Annotated in this window: 19 protein-coding genes; 3 read left to right on the top strand and 16 right to left on the bottom strand. The window is 60.8% G+C overall.

The window, feature by feature from the left end; genetic code table 11:
- Position 1: 1 nt before the first annotated feature.
- From GWQ44_RS00735 to GWQ44_RS00710, 6 genes are all read right to left on the bottom strand, one after another.
- Positions 2–205 (bottom strand): hypothetical protein, encoded by a 204-nt coding sequence (locus GWQ44_RS00735; protein ID WP_016965341.1) that lies wholly within the window; start codon positions 203–205, stop codon positions 2–4.
- Between the two features lie 89 nt (positions 206–294).
- Complete coding sequence (locus GWQ44_RS00730) at positions 295–885, bottom strand: phage baseplate assembly protein V (protein WP_253162841.1); 591 nt, start codon at positions 883–885, stop codon at positions 295–297.
- Positions 882–1,403, bottom strand: coding sequence for a hypothetical protein (locus GWQ44_RS00725; RefSeq protein WP_179597885.1), 522 nt, complete (start codon positions 1,401–1,403; stop codon positions 882–884). Before GWQ44_RS00725 ends, GWQ44_RS00730 begins: the two co-directional genes overlap by 4 nt.
- Positions 1,404–1,483: 80 nt before the next feature.
- Positions 1,484–1,834: a phage holin family protein gene (locus GWQ44_RS00720; protein WP_016967167.1), complete on the bottom strand. Its 351-nt coding sequence runs from the start codon at positions 1,832–1,834 to the stop codon at positions 1,484–1,486.
- Positions 1,835–2,354: 520 nt separating this feature from the next.
- A complete protein-coding gene (locus GWQ44_RS00715) occupies positions 2,355–3,101 on the bottom strand; it encodes an XRE family transcriptional regulator (protein ID WP_016964672.1) in 747 nt (248 codons plus the stop codon).
- A gap of 13 nt (positions 3,102–3,114) precedes the next feature.
- Positions 3,115–3,264 carry a hypothetical protein gene (locus tag GWQ44_RS00710; RefSeq protein WP_275926432.1) on the bottom strand — a complete coding sequence of 50 codons (150 nt, stop codon included), beginning with the start codon at positions 3,262–3,264 and terminating at the stop codon, positions 3,115–3,117.
- 23 nt (positions 3,265–3,287) lie between these two features.
- Here GWQ44_RS00710 and mutS point away from each other — a divergent pair, with 23 nt between their 5' ends.
- Both mutS and fdxA read left to right on the top strand, forming a co-directional pair.
- A complete protein-coding gene (mutS, locus tag GWQ44_RS00705) occupies positions 3,288–5,867 on the top strand; it encodes a DNA mismatch repair protein MutS (RefSeq protein ID WP_253127322.1) in 2,580 nt (859 codons plus the stop codon).
- Between the two features lie 142 nt (positions 5,868–6,009).
- On the top strand, positions 6,010–6,333 hold the full coding sequence (fdxA, locus tag GWQ44_RS00700) for a ferredoxin FdxA (RefSeq protein WP_016964674.1): 324 nt from the start codon (positions 6,010–6,012) through the stop codon (positions 6,331–6,333).
- Positions 6,334–6,848: 515 nt separating this feature from the next.
- On the opposite strand, the gene rpoS is transcribed toward fdxA, so the two are convergent.
- From rpoS to GWQ44_RS00660, 8 genes are all read right to left on the bottom strand, one after another.
- A complete protein-coding gene (rpoS, locus tag GWQ44_RS00695) occupies positions 6,849–7,856 on the bottom strand; it encodes an RNA polymerase sigma factor RpoS (protein WP_016964675.1) in 1,008 nt (335 codons plus the stop codon).
- Positions 7,857–7,962: 106 nt separating this feature from the next.
- Positions 7,963–8,835, bottom strand: coding sequence for a peptidoglycan DD-metalloendopeptidase family protein (locus tag GWQ44_RS00690; protein ID WP_016964676.1), 873 nt, complete (start codon positions 8,833–8,835; stop codon positions 7,963–7,965).
- A gap of 211 nt (positions 8,836–9,046) precedes the next feature.
- Positions 9,047–9,682 (bottom strand): protein-L-isoaspartate(D-aspartate) O-methyltransferase, encoded by a 636-nt coding sequence (locus tag GWQ44_RS00685; RefSeq protein WP_173655928.1) that lies wholly within the window; start codon positions 9,680–9,682, stop codon positions 9,047–9,049.
- Positions 9,683–9,723: 41 nt separating this feature from the next.
- Positions 9,724–10,473: a 5'/3'-nucleotidase SurE gene (gene surE / locus GWQ44_RS00680; RefSeq protein WP_047302063.1), complete on the bottom strand. Its 750-nt coding sequence runs from the start codon at positions 10,471–10,473 to the stop codon at positions 9,724–9,726.
- Positions 10,461–11,519, bottom strand: a complete 1,059-nt coding sequence (gene truD, locus GWQ44_RS00675; RefSeq protein WP_016964679.1) for a tRNA pseudouridine(13) synthase TruD — start codon at positions 11,517–11,519, stop codon at positions 10,461–10,463. The genes surE and truD overlap by 13 nt, the downstream gene beginning before the upstream one ends.
- The gene (ispF, locus tag GWQ44_RS00670; protein WP_103741064.1) at positions 11,516–11,989 is read right to left on the bottom strand and encodes a 2-C-methyl-D-erythritol 2,4-cyclodiphosphate synthase; all 474 of its coding nucleotides are present in this window, start codon (positions 11,987–11,989) and stop codon (positions 11,516–11,518) included. The genes truD and ispF overlap by 4 nt, the downstream gene beginning before the upstream one ends.
- A gap of 52 nt (positions 11,990–12,041) precedes the next feature.
- Positions 12,042–12,887: an S-formylglutathione hydrolase gene (gene fghA / locus GWQ44_RS00665; RefSeq protein ID WP_047302061.1), complete on the bottom strand. Its 846-nt coding sequence runs from the start codon at positions 12,885–12,887 to the stop codon at positions 12,042–12,044.
- 87 nt (positions 12,888–12,974) lie between these two features.
- Complete coding sequence (locus GWQ44_RS00660; protein WP_011059547.1) at positions 12,975–14,087, bottom strand: S-(hydroxymethyl)glutathione dehydrogenase/class III alcohol dehydrogenase; 1,113 nt, start codon at positions 14,085–14,087, stop codon at positions 12,975–12,977.
- 104 nt (positions 14,088–14,191) lie between these two features.
- Between GWQ44_RS00660 and GWQ44_RS00655 the strand changes: the two genes are divergently transcribed.
- On the top strand, positions 14,192–15,091 hold the full coding sequence (locus tag GWQ44_RS00655; protein ID WP_016964683.1) for a LysR substrate-binding domain-containing protein: 900 nt from the start codon (positions 14,192–14,194) through the stop codon (positions 15,089–15,091).
- Between the two features lie 13 nt (positions 15,092–15,104).
- Here the strand turns inward: GWQ44_RS00655 and ispD are convergent, their stop codons facing one another.
- Both ispD and ftsB read right to left on the bottom strand, forming a co-directional pair.
- Entirely contained in the window at positions 15,105–15,812 is a 708-nt protein-coding gene (gene ispD, locus GWQ44_RS00650; protein ID WP_275926431.1) for a 2-C-methyl-D-erythritol 4-phosphate cytidylyltransferase, read from the bottom strand.
- Complete coding sequence (gene ftsB, locus GWQ44_RS00645) at positions 15,809–16,087, bottom strand: cell division protein FtsB (RefSeq protein ID WP_011059544.1); 279 nt, start codon at positions 16,085–16,087, stop codon at positions 15,809–15,811. Before ftsB ends, ispD begins: the two co-directional genes overlap by 4 nt.
- Positions 16,088–16,256: the final 169 nt, after the last annotated feature.

The raw sequence follows: 16,256 nt of genomic DNA, 5'->3' as shown, positions 1-16,256 counted from the left end.
CTTACTCCTGTGCCTGCAGATCCGGGTGGCTGGCGAGGTAGTCCAGGGCAACGCGGTCGCCGGCCTTGGCCGACACCTGTCCCTGGACCACCGGCAATTGGCGGCCGTCCGGCAGGATCAGATGACGCGAGGTGTAAAGACGGTCGCGAAACACCACAGCGCCGGTGCCCGCTGGGCGACCGGGGGTTTTCTTGGGGGTGGCCATTGCATTCTCCGGGTAGAAAAAAACCGCTCTGGGCGGGTTGCTTGGGTGATAGGTAGCAAGTGGGTGGTGAGGGCGATAAGGGCCAAGGGTCACTGCGGCGGGGCCGTTGCCCCGGGGCCTGGCATCACCCCAAGGTGGGTATGGGTCGAGCCGACGTTGACCCCGTTGTGCGTCAAGCTGCCACCGTTGATCTGCACGTCGCCATTCAAGGTGATCGCACCGGTCAGGGTGATGCTGGCGGCGTTGCCGGTAATGCTGCTGTCGGTGACCTGCGCCGAGCTGGCGCCAACCTGAATGCTCACCGTGCCGCTGGGCAGGCTGATGCTGTAGCTCTTGGCCTGCCAGTCATAGACCAGCGAGCCGCCATCCTCGAAGCGCCAGACTTCGACGTGGTCGCGGTTGTCCGGCTGGGGACCGGCGTTGCCATACAGGCCGGGAACGAAAGTGCCCTGGGCCGGCTCGCCGCTGGGGCTGATCAACACGCCCTGCTCCCCCAGGCTCGGCGCCCGCCAGTGACGGGCCTTGCCGGCGGCCTGGCTGTGCCAGCGCACCCAGGCGCTGGTCCAGCCGGCGCCATCGGACACCCGCACCAGGCCGGCCGCCAGATCCACGCCGACCACGCAGCAAGGCAGGATCAGGCCGGCAATCATGCGGTCGTGGCTTGCAGAGACGTAACTCACGCCATGTGCTCCGGCGACTGGTAGTCGCCCTCGTGACCGGGCCCGGTATCGGGGCTGAAGCCCAGCACCAGCGTGCCCGGCGGTTGATCGGCCCAGGGCCATTGTTCCTGCCCCAGGTAGATAAGCTGCTGCCACTGCACGATCCACTCGGCGCGATAAGTCGGATCGGCCACCGTACCGGCAGGCTTGGCCCACACCGCCGTTGCCCCCTCGACAAAGTCCAGGTTCCACTGCTGGCAACGCAACAGCTCAAGCAGCTGCGCCGCGAGAATGGCCGCCTGCATGGGCGCCTGCGCCAGTTCGGGGTCGACCCGTATCCGCGCCTCGAAGGTGGCCCGCATGCAACTGCGGCCATCACCGGGGTCGGCGGCCTGATCCAGGCCGGTCACCACGAAGTAGAGCGCAGGTTCAGTGACGCCTTCGAGCATCTTGGGGAAGGCCTCAACCCTATGCAGTTGCGGCATCGCCTGCTTGATCGTGGACGTGATGGCGTCTTTTAGCTGGGTCAGTTCGTTCATGTGTGTTGTTCCTGAAACAGGTCGAGGCGCCCAGCCGCCGGGGCCGATGAGCCTTGTTGAAGGCCGGAGCCGGTGCGGGATCAGCGCTGATCCGGGTTCGAGTCCCGTGAGGGCGGTTCGCATACCCCGATGCGCTTGGCCGCCCAGCGCTCATAAAGGCCTATGGCGACGTCGGCGCCGGCCATGGCGGTCAGGCAACCGAAGGCGCAGGCGGTCCAGATCGAGACGCCGGCGGCATACAGCAGCATGATTGCCGAGACCCCGCAGACCACGCAGGCTCCAGAGCGCAGCGCCAGGCGCCGCAACAGCGACCAGCCACGAGCGCCCTCCTTGTCGGCGCGCCACATTTCGCCGGAAACGCCACCGACCAGCGCCAGGACGATGACCAGCCAGATCGGCATGTCCAGCAACGCTTGCTGCTCGTTTGTCATTCACGTCTCCCGTGCGGATTGAGGCCAGCGAGATGGCCAGTTGATAGAAAGCTGAAAAGGGTGGTTCAAGGGGTCCCTGTCTGTTGGCGGCCCACGTTAGGCAGGCATTCCAAAAAGCCCGGTCGCCCGGGCTTTTCAGTAATGCAAACCTTGGTCTTTCGGCACTACTGGTGCGGTACGGACCCATTCAAATTGTTCCTCCGACCGCGACCCTGTCCGCCGGATAACTGCTTCTGGTGCTTTACGCTGCACACCCGGGTCAGTTGCCAACCCTCTGAACCGTCGAGGCCGGTTCATCGCTGCCTTTGCTTTGCCACTAAAGAGCGTCGTTGCAGCCGTTGTTGAACGGCTTGAGATGGATGTTATGCATTCATGCATATGCAGTCAATGCGTAAATGCATTTATTTATGCAAAAGAATTGCACGGACGCATGGAGGCCGCATAAATGCAGGGTGGGGGAGGATTTCTCGAGGGCGAAAAAAAGCCCGCTCAGTGGCGGGCTTGGTCTGACAGAGAGGGCTTAGCGGGCGTACATGCCCCACCAGAAGACGTGACCGAGGATGCTGATCTGCTCCTCCTGGATCTCCTGGAAGCTGTAGTCCTCGTCCGGGTGCTCATCGCGGTTGAAGCTGCGCAGGCGAATCCCGGTGGGCAGGCGATACAGCTGCTTCACTCGCAGCTGGCCGTTGTGGTTGATGGCGTAGAGGTCGCCATCGACGATGTCGCCGATCGCGCATTTGCCGGCATTGACCCCGACCGTGGCCCCATCGCGCAGCACCGGCAACATGCTGTTGCCCCGCACCGTGACGCACTTGGCCTGATCGAACTGCACGCCGTTGTGCCGCAGGCTGCGCTTGCCGAAGCGCAGGCTGGCGCGCTCGCTTTCCTCGATGACGAATCTTCCTGATCCAGCAGCCAATTCAACCTCACGCAAAAAGGGAACCGACACCTCGTCGTCATCGACGGGAGTGTCGTCGTCCCACAGGCTTATGTCCTTGAGTTCCGAATGAATCTCGTCACGGGGGGCCGCAGTCCGGCCAGGCGCGATATCCACGCGCCCGCGCAACTGGTCGGTGCTCACCTGGAAGTATTCGGCAATCCGCGAGATGTGCTTATCCGAGGGATCGACGATCTTCCCGCTGAGAATCCGCGAGAGGGTGGATTGAGGCACACCGGTACGGCGATGAAGCTCCGTGGGGGAGATTCCATCACGATCCAGCAGCTCTCTTAAGACGGTAGAAACATTGCGTATTTGCATAAAACGCATATTGCTCGATCTTTTAAGCAATGACAAATGCTGTTTTGCATATTTGCAAGGCATTTGCCGGACAAACCTGGTCGCGCCTTGGTGCCTGCGAGCCCAGGGCGCCCATGGTAACCTTGCCGCCATCTGCAAAAAGCCGGGCCCAGCGCTCCTTTGCTTCACCCATTCAACGAATCCGCCTAAATACCAATGAGTAAAAATACCTCCGATCTGTCTTCCCACACGCCGATGATGCAGCAGTACTGGCGCCTCAAGAACCAGCACCCTGATCAGTTGATGTTCTACCGCATGGGCGACTTCTACGAGATCTTCTATGAAGACGCGAAGAAGGCCGCCAAGCTGCTGGACATCACCCTGACGGCGCGCGGACAGTCGGCGGGCCAAGCGATTCCCATGTGCGGCATTCCCTACCACTCGGTTGAAGGCTACCTGGCCAAACTGGTGAAGCTCGGCGAGTCGGTGGTGATCTGCGAGCAGGTCGGCGACCCCGCGACCAGCAAAGGCCCGGTGGAGCGCCAGGTGGTGCGCATCATCACCCCGGGCACCGTCAGCGACGAAGCCCTGCTGGACGAGCGCCGCGACAACCTGATCGCCGCCGTTCTGGGCGATGAGCGCCTGTTCGGCCTGGCGGTGCTGGACATCACCAGCGGCAACTTCAGCGTCCTGGAAATCAAGGGCTGGGAAAACCTGCTGGCCGAGCTGGAGCGGATCAATCCGGTCGAACTGCTGATCCCCGATGACTGGCCGCAGGGCCTGCCAGCGGAAAAACGCCGCGGTGTACGGCGCCGTGCGCCCTGGGATTTCGAGCGCGATTCGGCTCACAAGAGCCTCTGCCAGCAGTTCTCCACCCAGGACCTCAAGGGCTTTGGTTGCGAAACCCTGACCCTGGCCATCGGCGCCGCGGGTTGCCTGCTCAGCTACGCCAAGGAAACCCAGCGTACCGCCCTGCCCCACCTGCGCAGCCTGCGGCATGAACGCCTGGACGATACCGTGGTGCTGGACGGCGCCAGCCGCCGCAACCTGGAGCTGGACACCAATCTGGCCGGTGGACGCGACAACACCCTGCAATCGGTGGTCGATCGCTGCCAGACCGCCATGGGCAGCCGCCTGCTGACCCGCTGGCTGAACCGTCCGCTGCGCGACCTCAAGGTCCTGCAGGCGCGTCAGTCCTCCATTACCTGTTTGCTGGACGGTTACCGCTTCGAACGGCTGCAACCGCAGTTGAAGGAAATCGGCGATATCGAGCGGATTCTCGCGCGCATCGGCTTGCGTAATGCCCGTCCGCGGGACCTGGCCCGTCTGCGCGACGCCCTGGCGGCGTTGCCGGAACTGCAACAAGCGATGAGCGAGCTGGAAGCCGACCACCTCAAGCAACTGGCGATCACCACCAGCACCTATCCGGAGCTGGCAGCGCTGCTGGCCAAGGCGATCATCGACAACCCGCCGGCGGTGATCCGTGACGGCGGCGTGCTCAAGACCGGCTACGACGCCGAGCTCGACGAGCTGCAATCCTTGAGCGAGAACGCCGGGCAGTTCCTGATCGACCTGGAAGCCCGCGAGAAAGCCCGTACCGGCCTGGCCAATCTCAAGGTCGGCTACAACCGCATTCATGGCTATTTCATCGAGCTGCCCAGCAAGCAGGCCGAGCAGGCTCCGGCGGACTACATTCGCCGACAGACCCTCAAAGGCGCCGAGCGCTTCATCACACCGGAACTCAAGGAGTTTGAAGACAAGGCGCTGTCGGCCAAGAGCCGTGCCCTGGCCCGGGAAAAGATGCTCTACGACGCGCTGCTGGAAACCCTGATCAGCCATCTGCCACCGCTGCAGGACACTGCTGGCGCGCTGGCGGAGCTGGATGTGCTGAGCAACCTGGCCGAGCGCGCCTTGAACCTGGATCTCAACTGCCCGCGCTTTGTCAGCGAGCCGTGCATGCGTATCACCCAGGGTCGTCACCCGGTGGTGGAACAAGTCTTGACCACACCTTTTGTGGCCAACGACCTGAATCTGGACGACAACACGCGGATGCTGGTGATCACCGGTCCGAACATGGGCGGTAAATCCACCTATATGCGCCAGACCGCGCTGATCGTGCTGCTGGCCCATATCGGCAGCTTCGTCCCGGCGGCCAGCTGCGAGCTGTCCCTGGTGGACCGGATCTTCACCCGGATCGGCTCCAGCGACGACCTGGCCGGTGGCCGTTCGACCTTCATGGTGGAAATGAGCGAAACGGCGAACATCCTGCACAACGCCACTGAGCGCAGCCTGGTGCTGATGGACGAAGTGGGCCGCGGCACCAGTACTTTCGACGGACTTTCCCTGGCCTGGGCTGCGGCAGAACGTCTCGCCCAGCTAAGGGCCTACACCCTGTTCGCCACCCACTACTTCGAGCTGACGGTGCTGCCGGAAAGCGAGCCGCTGGTGGCCAACGTGCACCTCAATGCCACAGAGCACAACGAGCGCATCGTCTTCCTGCACCATGTGCTGCCGGGGCCTGCCAGCCAGAGCTATGGCCTGGCGGTAGCCCAGCTGGCCGGGGTTCCCAGCGCTGTCATCAGCCGCGCCAGGGAGCACTTGAGCCGTCTGGAAACCACCAGTTTGCCCCATGAAGTGGCGCCTCCAGCACCGGGTAAAACCTCGGTTCCCCAACAAAGCGACATGTTCGCCAGCCTGCCGCATCCGGTGCTGGACGAACTGGCCAAACTGGATCTGGATGATCTGACGCCACGCCGGGCCCTGGAAATGCTCTATACATTGAAGACGCGCATCTAACGCGAACGCCTTCAAGCTGTTAGAATCTCGCGCGGTTTGGGATGCTGCGGACTATTAGCCTGGTTCGCAGACTATCGCTCCCAAACCTGGCGACCCCGTCATGTTGGGGCTCCGCTGCCGCCGCCTGAGGAGAGAATTAGAAATGACCTTCGTCGTCACCGACAACTGCATCAAGTGCAAGTACACCGACTGCGTAGAAGTCTGTCCGGTGGACTGCTTTTACGAAGGCCCGAACTTCCTGGTGATTCACCCGGATGAGTGCATTGACTGCGCGCTGTGCGAGCCTGAGTGCCCCGCTGTAGCTATTTTCTCCGAGGATGAAGTCCCGGAAGAAATGCAGGAATTCATTCAGCTGAACGTCGAGCTGGCAGAGATCTGGCCGAACATCACTGAAAAGAAAGAACCGTTGCCGGATGCCGAAGAGTGGGATGGCGTCAAAGGCAAGATCAAAGACCTCGAGCGCTAATTGCCTCGCGTTCCTGAAAAGGCCCCTTGCGGGCCTTTTTGCGTTTCTGGGAACGGCGTTCTTGCAGTTGGACTTTTCGCCAGGCAAAAAAAGGGGCGGTATGACCCGCCCACATTTTTCCCTAGTCCCTGTGTTCCTTTTCATCGTCCTGATGAATCACTTCCTGCGATGTCCTGACCATCGTCCTTGATGGCTGTGTCTATCCGTCGACACAGGGCTGATATTAGAGAGTTCCCAGATAAGAGCAATCGCACCTGTCCCGGGAAATAGTGTCGAATGACAGTAGAGGAATTAAAAAATATCTTTATAAATCAAATAGATAAAAAATAGCCTAAAGCATTTTAGGCAAGCCTGAAGCACTAGAGAACCGAACACCTACGAAAAAGTAATCTATTGCTTACACGCGAGTTAAGAGTAATCCCATCCTTGATCAGAATCCGAGAACTCAGGGCCAAAACACTCAGCCAATAAAAAGCCCCGAACGAATCGGGGCTCTTGTGGATCAACTCCGGAAGCTACTGGAACAGCGACTCACTGGACAGGCCATTCTTCTCAAGGATCTCCCGCAGACGCTTGAGCCCTTCGACCTGAATCTGCCGAACCCGCTCACGGGTCAGGCCGATCTCCAGGCCTACGTCTTCGAGCGTGCTGCTCTCGTGACCTCGCAGGCCAAAGCGGCGAACCACCACTTCACGCTGCTTTTCAGTCAGCTCGGAAAGCCATTGATCGATGCTTTGTGACAGATCGTCGTCCTGCAACAGCTCACAAGGATCCGTCGGACGGTCATCCGTCAGGGTGTCCAGCAGGGTTTTATCCGAATCCGGTCCCAGCGAGACGTCAACCGAAGAAACCCGCTCATTCAGACCAAGCATGCGTTTGACTTCGGCCACCGGCTTCTCCAGCAGGTTGGCGATTTCTTCGGGAGAGGGTTCATGATCGAGTTTTTGCGTCAACTCACGGGCGGCGCGCAGGTAGACGTTGAGCTCTTTGACCACATGAATCGGCAGCCGAATGGTGCGGGTCTGATTCATGATCGCCCGTTCGATGGTCTGACGAATCCACCAGGTGGCGTAGGTCGAAAAGCGGAAGCCGCGTTCCGGGTCGAACTTCTCCACTGCCCGGATCAGGCCGAGGTTGCCCTCTTCGATCAGATCCAGCAGCGACAAGCCACGATTGACATAGCGCCGGGCGATTTTCACCACCAGTCGCAAGTTACTTTCAATCATGCGTTTGCGCCCGGCCGGGTCACCACTCTGCGACAAACGCGCAAAGTGCACTTCCTCTTCGGGAGAGAGCAACGGAGAAAAACCGATTTCATTGAGATACAACTGCGTCGCATCAAGGGCGCGTGTGTAATCAATGTACTTGTGTTGCTTAAGTGATGCGGAGCTTTTGGATTTGGCGCGAACGGAAGGTGGAGTTGCCCCCTCATTATTCGACATCGAATCCATATCGATGCTGCTCTCCATAAGGAGAACCTCATCGTCGATGTCAAACTCCGGCACTTCTTTACTGAGAGCCATTGTTATAGTCCTTTGGTGAGTTCGACCTCAGGCTCAAGCGACGCCTTAATCCTTGGCAACGCTGGAGCCTGTTCCCTCTACGTGAGTGGAACAGGCTGGTAACCGATCAACGTCGTGGCAGGAATTGCAGCGGATCTACAGGTTTACCTTGTCGGCGAATCTCAAAGTGCAGTTTCACCCGGTCTGTACCAGTTGATCCCATCTCGGCAATTGTCTGTCCGACTTTGACCTGCTGTCCCTCCCGAACCAATAGCTTGCGGTTGTGGCCGTAAGCACTGACGTAGGTTTCGTTGTGTTTGATGATGACTAATTCGCCGTAGCCCCTTAAGCCACTCCCGGCGTAAACCACCGTCCCATCAGACGCAGCTAAAACAGGCTGTCCCAAATCCCCGGCGATATCAATGCCTTTATTCAAACTACCGTTTGAAGAAAACTTTCCAATCAGAACGCCGTTTGAAGGCCAGCCCCAGCCTGTCGGTGCGGGGCCCGCAGGCGTAACCGGGGCAGGCGTTGGCTTGCTGGCAGAGGGGGCTGCGGTGCCCGATGCTGGAGCCGTGGCGGGGGCCGTTGCAGTACCAACAGGACGACGAATAACCGTGGTCTTGCTCGACGACGAAGCACCGGACTGGGTACTGGTGACCACCGTTGCCGGCGCTGCGCCAGTGCGGCCATCGAAGCGAATGGTTTGCCCAGGATGGATGGTATAGGGCTCGGCAATATTGTTACGAGCGGCCAATGCCTTGTAGTCCCAGCCATAGCGGAAGGCAATGGAGAACAAGGTATCGCCACGACGCACCACATATTGCCCGGTAGTGACTGTCGGGCGTTGAGGCGCGGCGGTATTGCTGCGCTCAACCACCCCCACGCTGCTGGACTTGGTGCTGGAACAACCGACCAACAAGGAACTCAAGACAAGGCCAATCATCAGTCGCTGAAAGCTTGATATACCTATTCGCTGCGCAATGACTGTGAGACTCACCCGCCGCTCCCTTTATGGTGGTTGACGATATAGATTGCCTTGCTCAGGCATGAAATGACGCAAGTATAACTGGACGACCGCGCTTTACCGCTGGCACAGCGCACTACACAGTCGCCAGCAATGACCATTGGTGGCCACCCGACTCATTGACGATCGACACGGCACTAAGACACAGCCCATCAAACAGAATTCACCCAGCCCCAACAAATACTCAGGCCAGCGGCCCATTGAGCAGAGGCACAAAGCGCACCGCTCCCAGGACATGTCGGGCAAAACCATGTTCTTCTCGAATGATCAGCATCAACTGCTGCACTTCGCCTGCTCCCACCGGAATCACCAGGCGTCCGCCCGGGGCCAGCTGGTCGAGCAGCGCTTGGGGAACATCAGTGGCCACAGCGGTAACGATGATGCCGTTGTAAGGCGCCAAGGCCGGCCAGCCTTCCCAACCGTCACCCCAGCGAAACACCACATTGCGCAGGTTCAACTCCTGCAACCGCTCCTTGGCCCGGTCCTGCAGGACCTTGATCCGCTCCACCGAAAACACCCGCTCCACCAACTGCGACAGCACCGCCGTCTGATAACCGGATCCAGTGCCTATCTCCAAGACCTTGTCCAGGGGACCGGCCTCCAGCAGCAGCTCGCTCATGCGCGCCACCATATAAGGCTGGGAGATGGTCTGGTTATGGCCGATCGGCAGGGCGGTGTCTTCGTAGGCCCGATGGGCCAGCGCTTCATCTACGAACAGGTGCCGCGGCGTGCGACGAATGACCTCCAACACCTGGGGATTGGACAGCCCTTCATCGTAGAGCCGTTGAATCAGGCGTTCGCGGGTACGCTGGGAAGTCATGCCGATTCCCCGTCGCAGCAAATCGTCTTGCTCACGAGCCATCAGCGCAGCCCCTCCAACCAGCCATCCAGGCTCCGGAACGCGTCATTGAACGTGCGATCCAGCTGCAACGGGGTGATGGAGACGTAACCTTGCATCACCGCATGAAAATCGGTGCCCGGACCGCCATCTTCGGCATCCCCGGCGGCGGCAATCCAGTAACCCGACTTGCCACGGGGATCGACGACCTTCATCGGCGCCGCCGCCCGCGCGCGGTGACCCAGGCGGGTCAGCTGTATGCCACGAATATGATCCAGTGGCAGGTTGGGAATATTCACGTTCAACACCGTCCGTGGTGGCAAATCCAGCAAGCCCTGGGCTTGCACCAGCTTGCGCGCGAAATGGGCCGCCGTGGCAAGGTTTTCCACCTGCCGCGACACCAGCGAAAAGGCAATCGCCGGACGCTGCAGGAAGCGCCCTTCCAGGGCCGCAGCGACCGTTCCGGAGTACAGCACGTCATCCCCGAGGTTGGCCCCCAGGTTGATCCCCGACACCACCATGTCCGGCTCGTGTTCCAGCAGGCCGTTGAGCCCCAGATGAACACAGTCGGTCGGCGTGCCGTTGATGCTGATGAAGCCATTGCCGAGGGTATGCGGGTGCAACGGACGGTCGAGCGTCAGCGAGCTGCTGGCGCCGCTTTTGTCCTGGTCCGGTGCGATCACCACACAGTCGGCGTAATCCGCCAGCGCAGCATGCAGCGCGGCGATACCGGGTGCGGTTACCCCATCATCGTTAGAAATCAGAATACGCATGAGCTGTCCGTCTGCCCCACCGGCACCAGATCGACGAGTTCACGCACCAATGCGGTGGCGAAACACCCGGCCGGCAGGACGAATTCCAGTTGCAGAATGTCAGGCTCGGGATAATGCCACGTCAAACCGCCAATGGGCAGCCGCAGGATGCGTCGTTCGTGGCTCATGCCGGCTTTTATCAACCAATCACACAGTGCCGCCTCACGGCCGGCAATCTGTTGCTCAAGCTCGTGGGACACACCGCCCGCCGGAGAGGCGCCCTCGCCCCACAACGGACCGGTGGGATGCAGGTCGAGAATCGCCAGGCGCGGATCCGAGCACTCGTCGGGCCCGGCCATGAAAAAGCTGCGACTGTCGGTAAACGCCAACAGGTCACCTACCTGCGCCTGCTGCCAGCTGCCGTCCGCCACCCGGGCCGCCAGCACCTGATTGAACAGATAGCTGCGAGCCGTGGAAAGCAGGCGCGAACGCACATTGCGCTGCTCTGGCAGAGCCTGGCGCTCGGCCCAGCCGCGGGCGTCCACCAAGTTGCCGCCGTCGTGACCAAAACGCTGGGCGCCGAAATAGTTGGGAATCCCCTGCTGGGCGATCTGCCGCAAACGCTCATCGATGGCCGCATGATCCGCCGTAAGCTCTGTCAGACGCAGGGTAAAACCGTTGGCCGCATGGGCTCCACGCTGTAGCTTGCGCTTGTGGCGGGTGGCCTTGAGGATTTTCAGGGTGTGGTTTTCCGCCGCGCCAAGGTCCGGATCAGCCTTGCCCGGCAGTTGCACGCTGAACCACTGGCGAGTCAGCGCCTGGCGATCCTTGAGCCCGGCGTAGCTCACGGTGCGCAACGACACTCCGGCGGCCTTGGCAATCCGCCGCGCCGCCTCTTCGGTATTCAGGCCACGCTTTTCCACCCACAGCCACAGGTGCTCGCCTTCACCGCTCAGCGGGATATCGAGCACTTCATCGACTTGGAAATCTTCGGCTGTGGCCTTGAGCACCGCACGGCCCAGGGCATCGCCATAGGCCCGCGGGCCCAGCAGTTGCGATTCATTCATGAGCGTAGCAACAAGGCCACGGAGTGCACCGCGATACCTTCCTCGCGACCGACGAAACCGAGCTTTTCGGTGGTGGTGGCCTTCACGTTCACGTGATCCAGTTCGACTTGCAGGTCCTCGGCGATCAAGGCCCGCATGGTTTCAATATGAGGCGCCATTTTCGGGGCCTGGGCGACGATGGTGTTGTCGACGTTGCCGACCTTCCAGCCTTGGGCGTGGATCAGCGCGACAACATGACGCAGCAGGACGCGGCTGTCGGCACCTTTGAACTGCGGATCGGTGTCCGGAAAATGCTTGCCGATATCCCCCAGCGCCGCGGCGCCCAGCAGGGCATCACTGAGCGCGTGCAACAACACGTCCCCGTCGGAGTGGGCGAGCAACCCAGAATGATGGGCAATGCGCACACCGCCCAAAGTAATGAAGTCGCCCTCAGCGAAACGGTGCACATCGTAGCCGTGGCCAATACGCATAAAAAAACGCCCCGAAAAAGTCAGGGCGTGATTCTACCTGCTTTGGCAGGTATTAGGCGTTAAGAGCACGTGCGTGGTGCCGCAAGTGATCGTCTATAAAGCTGGCGATAAAGAAGTAGCTGTGGTCATAGCCGGGCTGCATGCGCAACGTCAGCTCATGCCCGGCATTCTTTGCCGCTTGCTGCAGCACTTCAGGCTTGAGCTGGCCGGCGAGGAAATCGTCACGATCGCCCTGATCCACCAGCAACGGCAGCTTCTCGGTGGCCTCGGCGATCAATACGCTGGCATCCCACTCGCGCCAGCGTGAGCGCTCTTCCCCCAGATACCGGGAAAATGCCTTCTGCCCCCAAGGACAATCCATGGGATTACTGATAGGCGCGAACGCCGAAACCGACTGATAGCGACCGGGATTACGCAACGCGCAGACCAATGCCCCGTGCCCGCCCATGGAATGCCCGCTGATCCCACGCTTGTCCGACGCGGGAAAGTGCGCCTCCACCAGCTCCGGCAGCTCGTTCACCACATAGTCATGCATCCGATAATGCTGGGCCCAGGGCTCCTGTGTCGCGTTCAGATAGAACCCCGCGCCCAGGCCAAAGTCCCAGGCGCCCTCCGGATCACCGGGCACGCCTGCGCCGCGAGGGCTGGTATCCGGAGCGACGATGATCAGGCCCAGCTCCGCCGCCAGGCGTTGGGCGCCAGCCTTTTGCATGAAGTTCTCGTCGGTGCAGGTCAGGCCGGACAACCAGTAAAGCACCGGCAACTTGCCGCCCTGTTCCGCCTGGGGCGGCAAATACACCGCGAACACCATGTCGCAGCCCAACACCTGGGAATGATGTTTGTAGCGTTTATGCCAGCCGCCGAAGCTTTTCTGGCAGGAAAGGTTTTCCAGACTCATGGCAGACCTCCAGCCACAAGCCGCAAGCTACCCGCCGCAAGTGGGCATTCCCCCTTGGAGCTGGCAACTTGCCGCTTGCCGCTGCTCTTAGAAATGAATGACCGAACGAATGCTCTTGCCTTCGTGCATCAGGTCGAATGCCTTGTTGATGTCTTCCAGGCCCATGGTGTGGGTAATGAAGGTATCCAGCGGGATTTCGCCGGTCTGGGACATTTCCACGTAGCTTGGCAGTTCGCTGCGGCCGCGCACGCCACCGAAAGCCGAACCACGCCATACCCGGCCAGTCACCAACTGGAAGGGACGGGTCGAAATTTCCTGGCCGGCACCGGCCACACCGATGATCACCGACTCGCCCCAGCCCTTGTGGCAGCACTCCAGCGCGGCGCGCATCAGTTGCACGTTGCCGATGCATTCGAAGGAGAAATCCACGCCGCCGTCGGTCATGTCGACAATGACCTCCTGGATCGGACGATCGAAATCCTTGGGGTTGACGCAATCGGTGGCGCCCAGTTGCTTGGCGATCTCGAACTTGGCCGGGTTGATATCAATGGCGATGATGCGCCCGGCCTTGGCCTTGACCGCACCGATTACCGCCGACAGGCCAATACCGCCCAGGCCGAAGATGGCCACGGTGTCACCGGCCTTGACCTTGGCGGTGTTGATCACCGCGCCAATGCCCGTGGTCACACCGCAACCCAGCAGGCAGACCTTCTCCAGAGGCGCCTCCTTGGGGATCTTGGCCACGGAGATTTCCGGCAGCACGGTGTACTCGGAGAATGTCGAGGTGCCCATGTAGTGGAAAATGGGCTGGCCCTTGTAGGAAAAGCGCGTGGTGCCATCCGGCATCAAGCCTTTGCCCTGGGTTGCGCGAATGGCCTGACAGAGGTTGGTCTTGCCCGACAAGCAGAATTTGCACTTGCCGCATTCCGGGGTGTACAGCGGGATCACATGATCACCCACCGCTACAGAGGTCACGCCCTCGCCCACTGCTTCTACAACTGCACCACCTTCGTGGCCGAGGATCGCCGGAAAGATGCCTTCCGGGTCGGCGCCGGACAGGGTGTAGGCGTCGGTGTGGCAGACGCCGGAAGCGACAACCCGCAGCAGTACTTCGCCGGCCTTGGGCATGGCGACATCCACTTCGACGATTTCCAGGGGCTTCTTGGCCTCGAAGGCTACGGCAGCACGTGACTTGATCATCCTGACTCTCCAGCGAATAAAAACGAGGCCGTGAGTGTAAAACAGCGCAAGGCGATGAATAATCCAGGCAAAAGCAAAACATTATTGCCATACAGGGATAATCAATGAGCGAAAACCGTTGGGAAGGCATCGACGAATTCGTCGCGGTCGCCGAATGCAGCCAGTTCACTGCCGCTGCCGAACGCCTGGGGGTGTCCTCTTCTCATATCAGCCGCCAGGTGGTGCGCCTCGAAGAGCGCTTGCAGACCCGCCTGCTGTATCGCAGTACCCGACGGGTGACCCTGACCGAGGCCGGGCAGACCTTTCTCCAGCATTGCCAACGCTTGCAGGACGGGCGCGAGGAAGCGCTGCGGGCCGTGGGGGACCTGACCAGCGAGCCCAAGGGCATGCTGCGCATGACTTGCGCAGTGGCCTATGGCGAGCGTTTTATCGTGCCACTGGTCACGCGTTTCATGGGCCTCTACCCGCAGTTGCGGGTGGACATCGAACTGAGCAACCGTCCCCTGGACCTGGTGCACGAGGGGCTCGACCTGGCCATTCGCCTGGGGCGCCTGCAGGACTCACGCCTGGTTGCCACTCGCCTGGCGCCACGGCGCATGTACCTGTGCGCTTCGCCGTCCTATCTGGAACGCTATGGCCGCCCTCACAGCCTGTCGGAATTGAGCCGGCACAATTGCCTGATCGGCAGCTCGGATATCTGGCAGCTGGAAGTCGATGGGCGCGAATTTTCGCAAAGGGTGCAGGGCAACTGGCGCTGCAATAGCGGACAGGCAGTGCTGGACGCGGCGTTACAAGGCGTCGGACTCTGCCAACTGCCGGACTACTACGTTCTGGAGCACCTGCAGGACGGTACGCTGGTTTCCTTGCTGGAAGCTCACCAGCCGCCCAACACCGCAGTCTGGGCGCTCTATCCCCAGCAACGGCATCTGTCGCCGAAAGTGCGCAAGCTGGTGGATTATCTCAAGCACGGCTTGGCCGAACGCCCGGAATACCGCGATATGTAGCCGCTACCCGCGATCAGCGCCGGTTGGACCAACGCTGGCGCAGCCACTCAAGATCCTCGGGACGAGTGACCTTGAGGTTGTCGGAACGGCCTTCGATCAGGCGTGGCGCCTGCCCGGCCCATTCCATTGCCGAAGCCTCATCGGTGATTGCCACATCAGCCACCAGACTGTCGGCCAGGGCGCGATGCAGCGCGCCAAGCCGGAACATCTGCGGCGTGTAGGCCTGCCAGATCAGGCTGCGATCCACGGTTTCCAGAACCCTTCCGTGCTTGTCGATCCGCTTCAGGGTGTCCCGGGCCGGCACCGCCAGCAGCCCGCCCACCGGGTCGTGTGCCAATTCACTCAGCAGCTTGTCCAGGTCATCTCGGGAAAGATTGGGGCGCGCGGCATCGTGAACCAACACCCAGTCCTCATCGGCCGCGCCTTGGGCATGCAGATGAAGCAGGGCATTGAGCACCGAACCGGAGCGCTCGGCGCCACCTTCGACCCGCTGAATTCGCGAATCATGGGCGCAGGCCAGGGTCGGCCAGTAAGGATCGGCCAGCGCCAGACTGACCACCAGCCCCTTGAGGCCTGGATGGTCGAGAAAACAGCCGAGGCTGTGTTCGAGAATTGTGCGTCCGCCCAGTTGCAGGTACTGCTTGGGACGGTCCGCGGCCATGCGGGCACCGACGCCCGCGGCAGGAATCACGGCCCAGAAGGCCGGCAGCCTAATGCTCATTGGGCCAACTGGTAGAGGGTTTCACCCTCCTTGACCATGCCCAGCTCATGGCGAGCCCGCTCTTCAACGGTCTCCATGCCCTTCTTCAACTCCATGACTTCCGCATCGAGTACGCGATTTCGCTCCAGCAAACGCTCGTTTTCAGCGTGCTGGTCGGCAATCTGCTGAGTCAGGTCAGCTACCTGGGCCAAGCTGCCGTTCCCCACCCACAGGCGGTACTGCAAGCCGGCCAGCAGCAAGAGCAAGACCAGGAACAACCAATTGGGACTGCGCATCGAATATCGGGTATCCAGTGAAAAAAGACAGCCATGCCAACAACTTCGGACCTACTGATAGCACGAAGCCTGGAAGAACCAGGCTTGTGCTCTTAAGGCATCAGATTAGTGGCAAAAAACTCGCTGTAGCGATTTTCCCGACACAATCCGGTGTCTTTTTACCATCTAC

Source organism: Pseudomonas sp. 3MA1, from assembly GCF_029237275.1.
Taxonomy (GTDB): domain Bacteria; phylum Pseudomonadota; class Gammaproteobacteria; order Pseudomonadales; family Pseudomonadaceae; genus Aquipseudomonas; species Aquipseudomonas fluorescens_AP.
The sequence above is the reverse complement of the archived record's forward strand: the minus strand, read 5'-3'. Positions and strand labels throughout refer to the sequence as shown.

Coding starts and splice junctions, on each gene's coding strand:
- GWQ44_RS00735 (WP_016965341.1), bottom strand. CDS start 205: ATGGCCACCCCCAAGAAAACCCCCGGTCGCCCAGCGGGCACCGGCGCT.
- GWQ44_RS00725 (WP_179597885.1), bottom strand. CDS start 1,403: ATGAACGAACTGACCCAGCTAAAAGACGCCATCACGTCCACGATCAAG.
- GWQ44_RS00720 (WP_016967167.1), bottom strand. CDS start 1,834: ATGACAAACGAGCAGCAAGCGTTGCTGGACATGCCGATCTGGCTGGTC.
- GWQ44_RS00715 (WP_016964672.1), bottom strand. CDS start 3,101: ATGCGTTTTATGCAAATACGCAATGTTTCTACCGTCTTAAGAGAGCTG.
- GWQ44_RS00710 (WP_275926432.1), bottom strand. CDS start 3,264: ATGGGTGAAGCAAAGGAGCGCTGGGCCCGGCTTTTTGCAGATGGCGGC.
- mutS (WP_253127322.1), top strand. CDS start 3,288: ATGAGTAAAAATACCTCCGATCTGTCTTCCCACACGCCGATGATGCAG.
- fdxA (WP_016964674.1), top strand. CDS start 6,010: ATGACCTTCGTCGTCACCGACAACTGCATCAAGTGCAAGTACACCGAC.
- rpoS (WP_016964675.1), bottom strand. CDS start 7,856: ATGGCTCTCAGTAAAGAAGTGCCGGAGTTTGACATCGACGATGAGGTT.
- GWQ44_RS00685 (WP_173655928.1), bottom strand. CDS start 9,682: ATGACTTCCCAGCGTACCCGCGAACGCCTGATTCAACGGCTCTACGAT.
- surE (WP_047302063.1), bottom strand. CDS start 10,473: ATGCGTATTCTGATTTCTAACGATGATGGGGTAACCGCACCCGGTATC.
- truD (WP_016964679.1), bottom strand. CDS start 11,519: ATGAATGAATCGCAACTGCTGGGCCCGCGGGCCTATGGCGATGCCCTG.
- ispF (WP_103741064.1), bottom strand. CDS start 11,989: ATGCGTATTGGCCACGGCTACGATGTGCACCGTTTCGCTGAGGGCGAC.
- fghA (WP_047302061.1), bottom strand. CDS start 12,887: ATGAGTCTGGAAAACCTTTCCTGCCAGAAAAGCTTCGGCGGCTGGCAT.
- GWQ44_RS00660 (WP_011059547.1), bottom strand. CDS start 14,087: ATGATCAAGTCACGTGCTGCCGTAGCCTTCGAGGCCAAGAAGCCCCTG.
- GWQ44_RS00655 (WP_016964683.1), top strand. CDS start 14,192: ATGAGCGAAAACCGTTGGGAAGGCATCGACGAATTCGTCGCGGTCGCC.
- ispD (WP_275926431.1), bottom strand. CDS start 15,812: ATGAGCATTAGGCTGCCGGCCTTCTGGGCCGTGATTCCTGCCGCGGGC.
- ftsB (WP_011059544.1), bottom strand. CDS start 16,087: ATGCGCAGTCCCAATTGGTTGTTCCTGGTCTTGCTCTTGCTGCTGGCC.